This is a genomic window from Nonomuraea maheshkhaliensis (genome assembly GCF_039529435.1).
GTDB classification, from domain to species: domain Bacteria; phylum Actinomycetota; class Actinomycetes; order Streptosporangiales; family Streptosporangiaceae; genus Nonomuraea; species Nonomuraea maheshkhaliensis.
The window spans coordinates 33,036-45,901 of record NZ_BAAAMU010000047.1; the positions used below are offsets into that span (position 1 = coordinate 33,036).

The window sequence follows — 12,866 nt, forward strand, 5'->3', positions numbered from 1 at the left end:
AACAAAGGTCAACGGTCAGAGGCACAACAAAAGGGCGCGCGGACCACCGCACGCCCCTTCTTCGCAGGAACTTCCTAGATGCCGACGCCCGGTTGCATCAGCCGCCTGGCCGCCTCGGTGACCGATCCCGACAGCGACGGGTAGACCGCGAACGTGTGAGCGAGCTGGTCGACGGTCAGCCGCTGCTGCACCGCCACCGACACCGCCAGGATCAGCTCGGAGGCCCGCGGCGCGACGACCACGCCGCCCAGCACGATCCCGGTGTGCGGGCGGCAGAACAGCTTCACGAAACCGTCGTTGAAGCCCTGCATCTTCGCCCGCGCGTTGGTGGCCAGTGGCAGCTTGACCACGTTGGCCTCGATCTCGCCCGCCTCGATGGCGCGCTGCGCGACGCCCACGGCCGCGATCTCCGGGTCGGTGAAGATGTTGGAGGCCACGGTGGCCAGCCGCAGCGGCTGCACGGCCTCGCCCAGCGCGTGCCACACCGCGATCCGGCCCTGCATGGCGGCGACCGAAGCCAGCATCAGCACGCCGGTGCAGTCGCCGGCCGCGTAGACGCCGGGCGCCGACGTGCGGGAGACCTTGTCGACCTTGACGAACCCGCCCCGGTCGAGCTGCACGCCCGCCTCCTCCAGCCCGATGCCGGAGGTGTTGGGGATCATGCCGACGGTCATCAGCGCGTGGGAACCCTCGGCCGTGCGGCCGTCCTCCAGCGTCACCACCACGCCGTGGGACGTGCGCTTGACGGAGGCGGCCCTGGAGCGGCCCATGACGTTCATGCCGCGCCGCCGGTAGACCTCTTCGAGCACCTCGGCGCCGTCGGCGTCCTCGTTGGGCATCATCCGGTCGCGGCTGGAGACCAGCGTGACCTCCGCCCCGAGCGAACGGTAGGCCCCCGCGAACTCGGCCCCCGTCACCCCCGAGCCGACCACGATCAGGTGCTCGGGCAGCTCTTCGAGGTCGTAGAGCTGACGCCAGTTGAGGATGCGCTCGCCGTCGGGCTCGGCCCCCGGCAGCACCCGCGGCGTCGCCCCCGTGGCCACCAGCACGACGTCGGCCCTGATCGTGCGGTCTCCGGCCCTGACCACCTGCGGATCGACCAGCCGGCCGCGCTCCTTGACGATCTCGACGCCCTCGGCCTCGACCCTGGTCGCGATGTCGGCGGACTGCGCCTGGGCCAGCTCCTTGACCCGCTTGTTGACCAGCGGCAGATCGACCTGCGCCACCCCGGCGTCGCCGTCGAGGCCACCGGAGAACGACACGCCCAGCGAAGGGGCGTCGAGCAGGGCCTGCTTGCGGACGGAGGTCGCGATCAGCGTCTTGGACGGCACGCAGTCGGTGAGCACGCAGGCGCCACCCGGGCCGTCCTGCTCGACCATCGTGACTTGCGCGCCTAGTTGGGCGGCCACCAGTGCCGCCTCGTAGCCGCCTGGTCCGCCGCCGATGATCACGATCCTCGTCACACCACCATTCTCCCGCATGCCCCGAGCTGCTGACGAACGGGGCGCGGTCTCAGGCGCTAGTCTTGCCGCTGTGCCTGTATACGCCTCCTATGGCAGCAACATGGACCCGGAGCAGATGGCCATGCGTGCCCCGCACTCACCGATCCGCGGTGTGGGCTGGTTGCCGGGCTGGCGGCTGACGTTCGGAGGCATGGACCTCAAGTGGGAGGGCGCGGTCGCCACGATCGTCGAAGACCCCGACGAGCACGTCTTCGTGGTCCTCTACGACGTGCCCGACTGGGAGGAGCAGTCGCTCGACCAGTGGGAGGGCGCGGTGCGCGGCGCCTACCACAAGGTCCGGCTGCGGGTGCAGACGCTCGACGGCGAGGTCGTGGCCTGGTTCTACGTGCTCGACGGCTACGAGGGCGGCCTGCCCTCGGCCCGCTACCTGGGCAGCCTGGCCGACGCGGCCGAGCGGGCGGGCGCCCCCGACGACTACGTCAAGGAGCTGCGGGAGCGCCCCTGCACCTCGTTCGGCTAGTGAGTCCGGTCAGTGCCTAGCGCAGCGGCTCGTCCTTGGTCTCCCTGAGCACGAAGATGTAGACCAGCGTGGAGACGAGCGCCAGCGCCGACATGTACCACGGGAAGAGGCCCGGGTTCTCCGCCTCCTGCAGCGCCGTGCCGATCAGCGGCGCGGTGCCACCGAAGAGCGCGACGGTCAGCGAGTACGGGAATCCGGCGCCGGCCGCCCGCACCCGCGTCGGGAAGAGCTCGGAGTTGACCGCGGCCGAGATCGCGGTGAAGCAGCCGAGGAAGACCATGCCGACGAGCTGCACGACCAGCAGGCTCCAGTAGGCGTCGGTGAGCAGGCCGAGCAGCGGCACGGGCAGGATGACGAAGCCGAGTCCGAAGGTGATCAGCATCGGCCTGCGCCCCACCCGGTCCGACAGCATGCCCAGCAGCGGCTGCAGGATCATGAAGAAGACCAGCGAGATCGTGCCGATCTGGAGCGACTCGGCCTTGTCGAAGTCCACCGTGATCTGCGCGTACGTGGGCAGGAAGCTGGTCCAGGTGTAGTAGGCCACCGTGCCGGCGATCGTGATGCCCACGATCGTCGCCGCCGACCTCGGGTGCAGCCGCAGGAATTCGAACAGCTTGGGCCGGGTGGCCTCGCCGCGCTGGATCTCCTCCGCCACGGCCGAGGTCTCGTCGGCGCCCTTGCGGATCCACAGGCCCACCAGGCTCAGCACCGCGCCCACGACGAACGGCACGCGCCAGCCCCAGGAGTCCATGTCGGCCTCGATCAGGCTCGTGGCCAGCAGCGCGGCCAGTCCTGAGGCGATGAGCTGGCCGATGGTGGTGCTCACGTACTGGAAACTTGAGAACAGGCCGCGGCGGCCGGGCGGGGCCGACTCCACCAGGAAGGTGGTCGCGGCGGCGAACTCGCCGCCCACCGACAGGCCCTGGATCAGCCGGGCGAGGGTGAGGATGACCGGGGCCAGCAGGCCGACGGCCGCGTAGGTGGGGGTCAGGCCGACCAGCAGGGAGCCCGCGCCCATCAGCACGATGGTGAACGTCATGGCCGACTTGCGGCCGTACCTGTCGGCGAACGCGCCGACCAGCAGGCCGCCCAGGGGGCGCATGAAGAAGCCCACCGCGAAGACGGCGAACGAGCTGAGCAGCGGGACGAGGCTGTTGTCCGATGCCTTGGGGAAGACCTGGTCGGAGAAGTAGACGGCGAGGAAGGTGTACGCGTACCAGTCGTACCATTCGACGACGTTGCCGATGCTGGCCGCCATGAGCTGCCGGACGCGGCTCTTGGGGATTCCGAGTGGGGAGTGCGCCACGGGGGAGGTCGCCAAGAAGGGCTCCTTTGCTGACAAGTGCGGTAATGGCTTACTCTGCATTCGGGCGACCGAAACAGTCAAATAATTACCCCAACTTTTACAATCCCGACACAGGGACGGGCATCCGTGGACGTTCTCGACCGACGGCTCGTGGCCGCGCTGCAAGTCAGCCCCCGGGCCTCGTGGGGTGAGATCGGCCGGGCCGTGGGCGAGCACGAGCGCACGGTCGCCCGGCGGCTGCAGCGGCTCATCGCCGAGGGCTTCGTCCGCGTCACGGCCATCTACGACGACCTGCGCACCGGCCACGGCCGGCCCGTGCACCTGCACGTCCAGGTGCGGCCCGGCACCGCCACGCAGGTGGCCAAGGCGCTGGCAGAGCGCCCCGACACCCGTTCTGTCTACTCCCTCACCGGGGCCGCCGACCTCGGCTGCGAGCTCGTCTCCCCCTCCCGCGAGGCGCTGCACCGCATCCTGTCGGCCCAGGTGTCGGAGATCGACGGCGTCCTGCAGACCCAGACCCAGGTCGTCCTGCACACGTTCAGGACCGTCGCCGAGTGGCACGCGCCCTTCCTGACCGAACGGGAGGTGGCCGAGCTGCGGCCGGCCCCGCCGCCCGAGTGCCTGCCCGACGAGGAGGGCCTGTCACCCCTGGAGCAGGAGATCGCCGAGCTCCTCGCCGCCGACGGCCGGATCGCCTTCACCGCGGTCGCCGAGCGGCTCGACATCTCCGTGCCCACCGCGCGCCGCCGGGTCACCTCGCTGATCGAGCGGCGGCTGCTGCTGCCGCGCGCCGAGGTCGAGCCCGCCCTGCTCGGCCTGGAGGTGGAGGCCATGCTCTGGCTCAAGGTCCGCCCCCACGGCCTCGACCTGGTCGGCCAGCGGCTGGCGGCGCACCCCGACGTCCGTTACTGTGCCGCCACGACGGGCACCCATTCCCTCATCGTGCAGGTCGTGGCGGCCCACGAGGCGGCCCTCTACCGTTTCATGACCGGCGTCGTCGGCCGGCACGACGAGATCACCGACGTCGACCTCACCCTCATCACCCGCGCGCACAAACGCGGCCACCTGCACAAGTCCGGACTGCTCACGCTGGATCACCATTGGGAGACAACGCCATGACACCCGCCGAACTCGAAGTCGCCGACCTCTGCGCCGAGCTGATCCGCGTCGACAGCAGCAACTACGGGGACGGCAGCGGCCCCGGCGAACGGGCCGCGGCCGAGGTCGTCATGGCCAGGCTGGCCGAGGCCGGCATCGAGGCCACCTACATCGAGAGCGAGCCGGGCCGCGGCAACGTGATCACCCGCGTCGAGGGCACCGACCCGTCGCTGCCCGCCCTGCTCGTCCACGGCCACCTCGACGTCGTCCCGGCCAACGCCGCCGACTGGTCGGTCGACCCGTTCGCGGGCGAGGTGCGCGACGGCTACATCTGGGGCCGCGGCGCCGTGGACATGAAGGACATGGACGCGATGATGCTGGCCGTGCTGCGCCGGTTCAAGCGCGAAGGGCTGAGGCCGAGGCGCGACCTGGTCTTCGCCTGGGTGGCCGACGAGGAGGCCGGCGGCGTCTACGGCGCCAAATACCTCACCGCCAACCACCCCGGCCTGTTCGAGGGCGTCACCGAGGCGATCAGCGAGGTCGGCGGCTACTCGCTGGAGGTGGACCCGTCGCTGCGGCTCTACCTCATCGAGACCGCCCAGAAGGGCCTGGCCTGGATGAAGCTGATCGCCGACGGCACCGCGGGCCACGGCTCGATGCTGAACGGCGACAACGCCGTCACCGAGGTCGCCAAGGCCGTGGCCAGGATCGGCGGGCACGACTTTCCGCTGACGTACACGCCCACAGTGCGCCGCTTCCTCACCGAGGTCGCCGACGCCTTCGGCCTCCCGTTCGACGAGGACGACGACCCCCGGCCGGTCCTCGACAAGATCGGGCCGCTGGTGCGGTTCGTCGGCGCGACGCTGCGCAACACCGCCAACCCGACCCAGCTCGACGCCGGCTACAAGTCCAACGTCATCCCCGGCCAGGCCACGGCCGTGGTCGACGGGCGGTTCCTGCCGGGCTTCGAGGAGGAGTTCTTCAAGACCGTCGACGGGCTGCTCGGGCCGAAGGTGCGGCGTGAGTTCATCCACCACGACATCGCGCTGGAGACCTCGTTCGACGGCGCGCTCGTGGAGTCCATGATCGCGGCGCTGAAGGCCGAGGACCCGGCCGCCCGCGCCATCCCCTACTGCATGTCCGGCGGCACCGACAACAAGACCTTCTTCGCCGACCTGGGCGTGCGCGGGTTCGGCTTCGTGCCGCTGCGGCTGCCCGCCGACATGGACTTCGCCTCCATGTTCCACGGCGTGGACGAGCGCGTGCCGGTGGACGCCCTGCAGTTCGGGGTGCGGGTCCTGGACAGGCTGCTCCTAAACTACTGAAGGTGAGCAAAGACCCGTACACCCTGGCCGGTGAGGCCGCCGCGGCGTTGCGTGCCGCGGCCGGCCTCGACCTCTCCGACGCCGCCTTCGACGTCGCGCTCGTCATGGGCTCGGGGTGGGTGCCCGCCGCCGACGCGATCGGCGAGACGGTGCGCGAGATCCCGTTCACCGACCTGCCCGGCTTCCGCGCACCCGCCGTGGCCGGTCACGGCGGCAAGATCCGCATTGTCCGCACCGCCGCGGGCCGGCACGCGCTGATCTTCCTCGGGCGCACCCACCTCTACGAGTCGCCGTCGGGGCTAGGGGTGGACGCGGTCGTGCACGGCGTGCGCACGGCAGCGGCGGCCGGCGTACGCACGCTGGTGCTCACCAACGCGGCCGGCGGGCTGCGCCCCGAGACGCAGAACGTCGGCGACCCGGTCCTGATCAGCGACCACATCAACCTGACCGGGGCCAACCCGATCACCGGCACCACGTTCATCGACCTCACCGAGGTCTACTCGCGCCGCCTGCGCGCCCTCGTCCGCGAGATCGACCCGACCCTCGCCGAGGGCGTCTACGTCGCCTTCCGCGGCCCCACCTACGAGACCCCCGCCGAGATCCGCATGCTGCGCACGCTGGGCGGCGACATGATCGGCATGTCCACGGTCCTTGAGGCCATCGCCGCCCGCGAGGCGAACCTCGACGTGCTCGGCATCTCCCTGGTCACCAACCCGGGCGCGGGCCTGTCCGGCGAGCCGCTCAACCACGAGGAGGTCCTGGAGGTGGGCCGGGCCACGGCCGCCCGCATGGGCGTCCTGCTGGCCAAGGTGGTGGACCGGCTGTGAGCGTGCTGCGGCGGGCGCGGGAGTGGCTGGCCCAGGACCCCGACCCCGACACGCGCGCCGAGCTGTCCGCCCTCATCGAACGCGAGGATCTGGCCGCCCTTGAGGAGCGCTTCGGCGCCAAGCTGGAGTTCGGCACGGCCGGGCTCCGCGGCGAGCTGGGCGCGGGCCCCAACCGGATGAACCGGGTCACCGTCATGCGCGCCGCGGCCGGGCTGGCCGCGGTCCTGGGTCCTGGCAAGCACGTGGTCATCGGCTACGACGCCAGGCACAAGTCCGACGTGTTCGCCCGCGACACGGCGGCGGTGCTGACGGGCGCCGGCCTGCGTGCCTCGCTGCTGCCCCGCCCGCTGCCGACCCCCGTGCTGGCCTTCACCGTCCGCCACCTCGGAGCCGACGCCGGGGTGACGGTCACCGCCAGCCACAACCCGCCGCGCGACAACGGCTACAAGGTCTACTGGGGCGACGGCTCCCAGATCGTGCCCCCGCTCGACGCGGAGATCTCCGCCGCCATCGACGCGGTCGGCCGGGTCGACGACCTCCCTCTCGGCTCCACGGGGACGGAGCTGGGCGATGAAATGGTCGACGCCTACCTCCGGGCCGTGACCGCTCTCCCCCTGGGCGACGCCCGCGAGCTACGCGTCGCCTACACCCCGCTGCACGGGGTCGGGGCGGCCACCCTGACCGCCGCCTTCCAGGCCGCCGGCTTCGACAGCCCGGTGACCGTCGAGGAACAACGCGAGCCCGACCCCGACTTCCCCACGGTCGCCTTCCCCAACCCGGAAGAACCGGGCGCGATGGACCTGGCGATCGTGCTGGCCGCCAAGACGGAGGCCGACCTGATCGTGGCCAACGACCCCGACGCCGACCGGTGCGCGGTGGGCGTGCCGCTGCCCGGCGGCGGCGCTCGCATGCTGACCGGCGACGAGGTCGGGGGCCTGCTGGCCGAGCACGTGCTCACCCACACCACCGGCGACCGCATGGTGGCCACCACCATCGTCTCCTCCACCCTGCTCGGCAAGATCGCCCAGGCGCACGGCGTCCGGTACGGCGAGACGCTCACCGGCTTCAAGTGGATCATCAAGGCGGGCCCCGGGCTCGTCTTCGGCTACGAGGAGGCCATCGGCTACAGTGTCGGCTCCGACGCCGGCCTGCCGGTCAGGGACAAGGACGGGATCGGCGCCGCGCTGACCGTGGCCGCCATCGCGGCGGCGGCCAGACGCGACGGCCGCACCCTCCTGGACCTCCTCGACGACCAGGCCCGCCGCCACGGCCTGCACGCGACCTCGCAGCTCTCGTTCCGGGTGTCCGACCTCTCGCTGATCACGGCCGCCATGTCCCGCCTGCGCACCGACCCCCCCACGAGTCTCGGGGGCCTGCCGGTGGACCGGGCCGACGACCTGGCCCGCGGCGACGGCGGCCTCCCGCCGACTGACGGCCTGCGTTACCTCCTGGCGGGCGGCGCCCGCGTGGTGGTACGCCCGTCCGGCACGGAACCCAAGCTCAAGTGCTACCTGGAGGCGGTCGTCCCGGTGACCACCACCCCGGCCGAGGCCAGGGCACGGGCGGCGGAGCAACTCGCGACCATCCGCACGGACCTGGAGACCCGCCTGGCCCTGTAACCGGCCACGCGGAGACATGCGGGCTGCTGGACGCGTGGCGATGAAGATCGTGGCAGTCTGGCCGCGTGGAGACGTACGAGAGCTTCCTGTCCCGGGCGCTGCCCGATCCCCGGGTGCTGGGCCTGGTGCTGAGCGGGTCGCAGGCCCGTGAAGGCACCGCCACCGCCCGCTCCGACCACGACGTCTACCTGATCGCCGCCGACGGAGCCCCGTTCGAGCCGCGCAGGGACGCGCTCGTGGACCTGGTGGTGATGACGCTCGGCGAGTTCAGGGCCCACGCCCTGCCCGGCTCCGGCACCGAGTGGAACCGGTACGCCTTCACCCACGCTCAGGTGCTCAAGGACGCCGGCGGCATCGCCTCCCTGGTCGCCGCCAAGGGCACGCTCACCCCGGACGAGGCGTTCGCCATCGGGCGCGAGGCGCTGGGCGCGTTACTCAACAGCGTGTACCGGTGCATGAAGAACGCCCGTGACGGCAACCGTCTCGGCGTCCTGCTGGACGGCTCGGAGGCGGTGCCGGCCTTCCTGAGCCACCTGTTCGCGCTGCACGGGCGGGTGCGGCCGTACAACAAGTACCTGGAGTGGGAGCTGCGCCACCACCCCCTGGACGGATGGCCCGCCGGGGACCTGCTGCCGCGCCTGGAGTCCGCCCTGTCCCCCGACGCCCCGACGGCCCTCCGGGGGCTGCTGAACGACCTCGAACCCCACGCCCGCGCCGCCGGCCACGGCCCCGAACTGGACTCCTGGGGCGATGACCTGCCGTTCATGCTCAGCACGAGCTGACGTTGCCATCCTCATGCGCGGCAGGCGCCGCGTGGGCAAGACGCGCTTCGCCGAGGAGTTCATCCGGCGAAGCGGTGTGCCGAGCCTCTTCGCCGCCGACCAGCAGTCGCCGGCCGTGCGGCTCACCTTTGTCGGATCGGTGAAGCGGCTGGAGAACCGGCCCTTCGACGAGCACGATCTGCCGAGCTCATCGTCCACATGCGCAGGTCGAAGGGGCCGGCAGCACCACTCCGCTCTACGCCGTCCCCCGCAGCGGCTGCGACGTGGACGGCGTCGTCCACATCGGGCCGGAGCAGTTGGTCGACGCGTGGCGGTGAGGTCCGCTCCCCGTGGCCGGGTGTCAGGTCAGGCGTAGTTGCAGGTCGATGTCCCAGTTGTTCATGTCGGGCTCCACGCGTGGGTCCGTCCGGTAGAGCTCCAGGCGGCAGCCCCAGTGCTCGGCGCCGTCCTTCTCGGTCAGGTCCCACTCCAGGCCCTGCTCGCGGCCCCAGCGCAGCAGTGACTCGACGGTGCCCACGAGCTGGTCCGGGTGGCCGTGGTGGGTGGTGGTGGCGTAGCGGCCGGCGGGGAGGGTGGCGGCGTAGAGGTCGTCTCCCCCGTCCATCGGGGCCGGTACGGGCACCCCTGCCGACACCTCCAGGCGGTCGGCGGCCAGGTCGATGCTGTGGTAGCGCAGGAACGGCGCTCCGGCGGGGGCGGTGCCGCGTTCGGCCAGGCGGCCGATGATCTCGCCGATCCGGTCGGCGACCAGGTGGAACGTGGTCATGGTGATGGTACGGCGCACCCCGAGGTACGGGCGCGGCGGGAATTCGATGATCTGTGGCATGTGTCGTTGCCTCCTTCTCTCTCCCCTCATACGAAGCCCGGCGCCCGAAATCATCGGTGGCCCGGGGACAGTGGCACGACGTCGGGGTCAACCTATGGCGATTTCGTAGGACATGGGGTATTTTTCGGATCTAAGAGGCAACCGAACGTTCGGTAGGAAATGATGATCGTAGACCTCACCGACCGCGACACCGATGCCGGCCGGCGGATCAGGACCGCGGCCGTGCTGCTGTTCGCGCGGCGGGGCTACGCGGCCACCAGCATCAGAGACCTCGGCAAGGCGGTCAACATGACCAACGCCGGGATCTACCACCACGTCACCAGCAAGGAAGCGCTGCTGGCCGACCTCATGCGGGTCGCGCAGCGCGAGCTGATCGAGGCCACCGAGCGCATGCTGGCCCCGTACGAGCGGCCGGCCGACCGCCTCGCCCTGCTGATCAGCTCACTCACCGCCGTCCACGCCCTCACCCCCATGACCAGCCGCGTCATGGACGGCGAGCTGCGCTCCCTGACGCCCGGCTCCGCCGCCCACGCCGAGATCATCGCCCTGCGCGACGCGTACGAGGACCACTGGAAGCACGCGCTGGCCGACGGCGTCGAGCAGGGCGTCTTCCGGGTCGCCGACGAGAAGCTGACCCGGCTCGCCCTGATGTCCATGTGCACCGGCACCAGCGAGTGGTACCGCCCCGACGGGGACTCCACGCTGGAGCAGGTGTGCGCCGAGTTCGTCGCGATCGGCCTGGCCGCCGTCCGCGCCCCCGCTTCCGACTCCGCTTCCGACCCCGCTTCCGACCAGGCCCCCGTCGAGGCCACGGTGACGGCCGACTTCGCCCTGCTGCCCGAGTTCCCCTGGGAGCCGCATGCAAGCAACGATCCCCGACCTGATGAGGCACGCCGCTGACACGTACGGCGAGCGCGAGTTCCTCCGTTTCCCCGACTCCTCACCCGTCTCCCTGACCTTCGCCGAGGCCGACGAACGATCGGATCGGCTGGCCGGAGCGCTGGCCGGCAAGGGCGTGCGACCCGGCGACCGGGTGGCGATCATGCTGGACAACGTGGCCGGCTGGCCACTGAGCTGGCTGGCCGTCCTCAAGGCGGGCGCGATCACCGTGCCGGTGAACGTCCGCTACCGGGCCGCCGACCTGGAGCACGTCCTGCGCGACTCCGGGGCCGTGGCCACGATCACCAGCGCCGAGTACGCCCCGCACATCCCCGGCACAGTCCACCTCCTCGACCGGCTCACCGGCGGAGCTCTCCGTACCACTCCCTCTAAAGCCGACGATGTCGCGAATTTTCAGTACACGTCGGGGACTACCGGTTTTCCCAAAGCCTGCATGCTCACCCACGCCTACTGGCTCAGATCCGCCGCCGTCGTCGCCGAACAGGTCTCCCTGCGCGACGACGACGTCCTGATGATCGCGCAGGCGTACTCCTACATGGACCCCCAGTGGGTCACCCTGCTCGCCCTCATGGGCGGCGTCCCGCTCGTCGTGCTCCCCCGCTTCTCCGCCTCCGGCTTCTGGGCCTCGGCCAGGGAGCACGGCGCGACGCTCACGTACGTGCTGGGCACGATGCCCCTCCTCCTGCACAAGCAGCCGCCGCACCCCCTCGACCGGGCCAACCGCATGCGCGCGGTGCTCTGCTCGGGCATCCAGCCGGACCTGCACCGCACGTTCGAGGAACGCTGGGGCGCGCCGTGGCGGGAGCTGTACGGCTCCACCGAGAGCGGCACCGACCTGGTGTCACCCCTCGACGACACCGGCACGGTCGGCACCGGCGCCATGGGGGTGGCGCCGCCCGGCAAGGAGGTCGAGCTGGACCCCGGCACCGGGGAGATCCTGGTCAGGGGCGTGCCCATGATGAAGGGGTACTGGAACCATCCGGACGCGACCGCCCACGCCTTCAGAGGCGGCTGGTACCACACCGGCGACCTGGGCGTCCGCGACTCCCAGGGCCGGATCAGGCACGCCGGGCGGATCAAGGACATGGTGCGCAGGGGCGGCGAGAACATCTCCTGCGCCGAGGTGGAGCACGTGCTGGCCGAGCATCCTGCCGTCGTCTCCGCCGCCCTGGTGCCCATCCCCGACGAGCTGTTCGGCGAGCTGCCCAAGGCGTTCCTCCAGCTCCGGCCGGGCCATCCGGCCACGGCCGAGACCGCCGCGAGCGTGATCGAGCACGCCAGGGGGCGGCTGGCCCGGTTCAAGATCCCGGCGTACGTGGAGTTCGTCGAGGCGTTCCCGCTGACCCCGTCGGCCCGCATCGAGAAACGCCACCTCCTCCACCCAGAACGCGACCAGCGCGCCGCCCCCGCCATCCAGGTCAACAAGGAGCAGAGATGATCGACGTGACCGTACGCGACGAGGTGGCCCTGATCACCCTCGCCCGGCCGGCCAAGCTCAACGCCCTCACCGCCCCCATGCGCAGGGACCTCGCCGCCGCCGTCCGCGAGCACGGGCGCGGCGGCAGGGGCATCGTGGTCACCGGGACCGGCCGGGCGTTCTCCGCCGGCGAGGACATCGACCAGGCCGTCGGCCGGTCGCTGATCGAGGAGGTGGAGCTGTTCCACGACATGACCAGGGCCGTGCTGGAGACCCGGGTGCCGGTGGTGGCGGCGGTCAACGGCCTGGCCGTGGGCGGCGCCGCCGAGTGGACGCTCTGCTTCGACGCCCGCATCGGCACGCCGGCGGCCGAGTATTTCCTGCCGGAGAACCACATCGGCCTGTCGATCTCCAACGCCGCAAGCTACCTGCTTCCCCGTCTCGTCGGCGGCCGGGCGCTGCGGCTGGTGCTCGACTCGACCAGGATGAGCGCGCAGGATGCCCTCGCCGTCGGCCTGCTGGACGAGATCGTGGACCCGGAGGCGCTGGTGGAGACGGCCATCGCCCGCGTACGCCACTGGAGCGCCACGGGCACGGCCACGGCGGTCCACCTCGCCCTGCTGCGCCCGTCACTGGCGGAGGTCGAGCGGGCCTTCCAGGTGGAGACCGAGGCGGCCGAGCAGGTGGAGGCGTCCGGCATCGCCCAGGCCGGCATGAACGCCTTCGTCAACAGGAAACGAGCAGGCTAGGCGCCGGTCAACAGCCCGCGCGGGCCAGGCGACC

General features: G+C 71.3%; 12 protein-coding genes. 9 read left to right on the forward strand and 3 right to left on the reverse strand.

All coding sequences use genetic code 11. The features are described from left to right. Positions 1 to 74 precede the first annotated feature (74 nt). On the reverse strand, positions 75 to 1,463 hold the full coding sequence (locus ABFX54_RS28380; protein WP_346109608.1) for an NAD(P)H-quinone dehydrogenase: 1,389 nt from the start codon (positions 1,461 to 1,463) through the stop codon (positions 75 to 77). 70 nt (positions 1,464 to 1,533) lie between these two features. Here ABFX54_RS28380 and ABFX54_RS28385 point away from each other — a divergent pair, with 70 nt between their 5' ends. Beyond that, a complete protein-coding gene (locus tag ABFX54_RS28385) occupies positions 1,534 to 1,983 on the forward strand; it encodes a gamma-glutamylcyclotransferase family protein (RefSeq protein ID WP_346109609.1) in 450 nt (149 codons plus the stop codon). Positions 1,984 to 1,999: 16 nt separating this feature from the next. On the opposite strand, the gene ABFX54_RS28390 is transcribed toward ABFX54_RS28385, so the two are convergent. Beyond that, positions 2,000 to 3,304 (reverse strand): MFS transporter, encoded by a 1,305-nt coding sequence (locus tag ABFX54_RS28390; RefSeq protein ID WP_346109610.1) that lies wholly within the window; start codon positions 3,302 to 3,304, stop codon positions 2,000 to 2,002. A 111-nt stretch (positions 3,305 to 3,415) separates the two neighbouring features. Here ABFX54_RS28390 and ABFX54_RS28395 point away from each other — a divergent pair, with 111 nt between their 5' ends. The 5 genes from ABFX54_RS28395 (at position 3,416) to ABFX54_RS28415 (ending at position 8,940) form a co-directional block, all read left to right on the forward strand. Further along, a complete protein-coding gene (locus tag ABFX54_RS28395) occupies positions 3,416 to 4,408 on the forward strand; it encodes an Lrp/AsnC family transcriptional regulator (protein ID WP_346109611.1) in 993 nt (330 codons plus the stop codon). Next, positions 4,405 to 5,712 (forward strand): M20/M25/M40 family metallo-hydrolase, encoded by a 1,308-nt coding sequence (locus ABFX54_RS28400; RefSeq protein WP_346109612.1) that lies wholly within the window; start codon positions 4,405 to 4,407, stop codon positions 5,710 to 5,712. The genes ABFX54_RS28395 and ABFX54_RS28400 overlap by 4 nt, the downstream gene beginning before the upstream one ends. 2 nt (positions 5,713 to 5,714) lie before the next feature. Then, positions 5,715 to 6,539 carry a purine-nucleoside phosphorylase gene (locus ABFX54_RS28405; RefSeq protein WP_346109613.1) on the forward strand — a complete coding sequence of 275 codons (825 nt, stop codon included), beginning with the start codon at positions 5,715 to 5,717 and terminating at the stop codon, positions 6,537 to 6,539. Next, positions 6,536 to 8,158: a phospho-sugar mutase gene (locus ABFX54_RS28410; RefSeq protein WP_346109614.1), complete on the forward strand. Its 1,623-nt coding sequence runs from the start codon at positions 6,536 to 6,538 to the stop codon at positions 8,156 to 8,158. Before ABFX54_RS28405 ends, ABFX54_RS28410 begins: the two co-directional genes overlap by 4 nt. Before the next feature lie 65 nt (positions 8,159 to 8,223). Then, the gene (locus ABFX54_RS28415; protein WP_346109615.1) at positions 8,224 to 8,940 is read left to right on the forward strand and encodes a hypothetical protein; all 717 of its coding nucleotides are present in this window, start codon (positions 8,224 to 8,226) and stop codon (positions 8,938 to 8,940) included. 340 nt (positions 8,941 to 9,280) lie between these two features. Here the strand turns inward: ABFX54_RS28415 and ABFX54_RS28420 are convergent, their stop codons facing one another. Continuing rightward, positions 9,281 to 9,766 carry a GyrI-like domain-containing protein gene (locus tag ABFX54_RS28420; RefSeq protein WP_346109616.1) on the reverse strand — a complete coding sequence of 162 codons (486 nt, stop codon included), beginning with the start codon at positions 9,764 to 9,766 and terminating at the stop codon, positions 9,281 to 9,283. A gap of 159 nt (positions 9,767 to 9,925) precedes the next feature. Between ABFX54_RS28420 and ABFX54_RS28425 the strand changes: the two genes are divergently transcribed. From ABFX54_RS28425 to ABFX54_RS28435, 3 genes are read left to right on the forward strand one after another with little or no spacing between them, the layout of a single operon-like run. Continuing rightward, positions 9,926 to 10,666 carry a TetR/AcrR family transcriptional regulator gene (locus tag ABFX54_RS28425; RefSeq protein ID WP_346109617.1) on the forward strand — a complete coding sequence of 247 codons (741 nt, stop codon included), beginning with the start codon at positions 9,926 to 9,928 and terminating at the stop codon, positions 10,664 to 10,666. Then, positions 10,626 to 12,104, forward strand: coding sequence for an AMP-binding protein (locus ABFX54_RS28430; protein WP_346109618.1), 1,479 nt, complete (start codon positions 10,626 to 10,628; stop codon positions 12,102 to 12,104). The genes ABFX54_RS28425 and ABFX54_RS28430 overlap by 41 nt, the downstream gene beginning before the upstream one ends. Beyond that, complete coding sequence (locus ABFX54_RS28435) at positions 12,101 to 12,832, forward strand: enoyl-CoA hydratase/isomerase family protein (protein ID WP_346109619.1); 732 nt, start codon at positions 12,101 to 12,103, stop codon at positions 12,830 to 12,832. Before ABFX54_RS28430 ends, ABFX54_RS28435 begins: the two co-directional genes overlap by 4 nt. Positions 12,833 to 12,866: the final 34 nt, after the last annotated feature.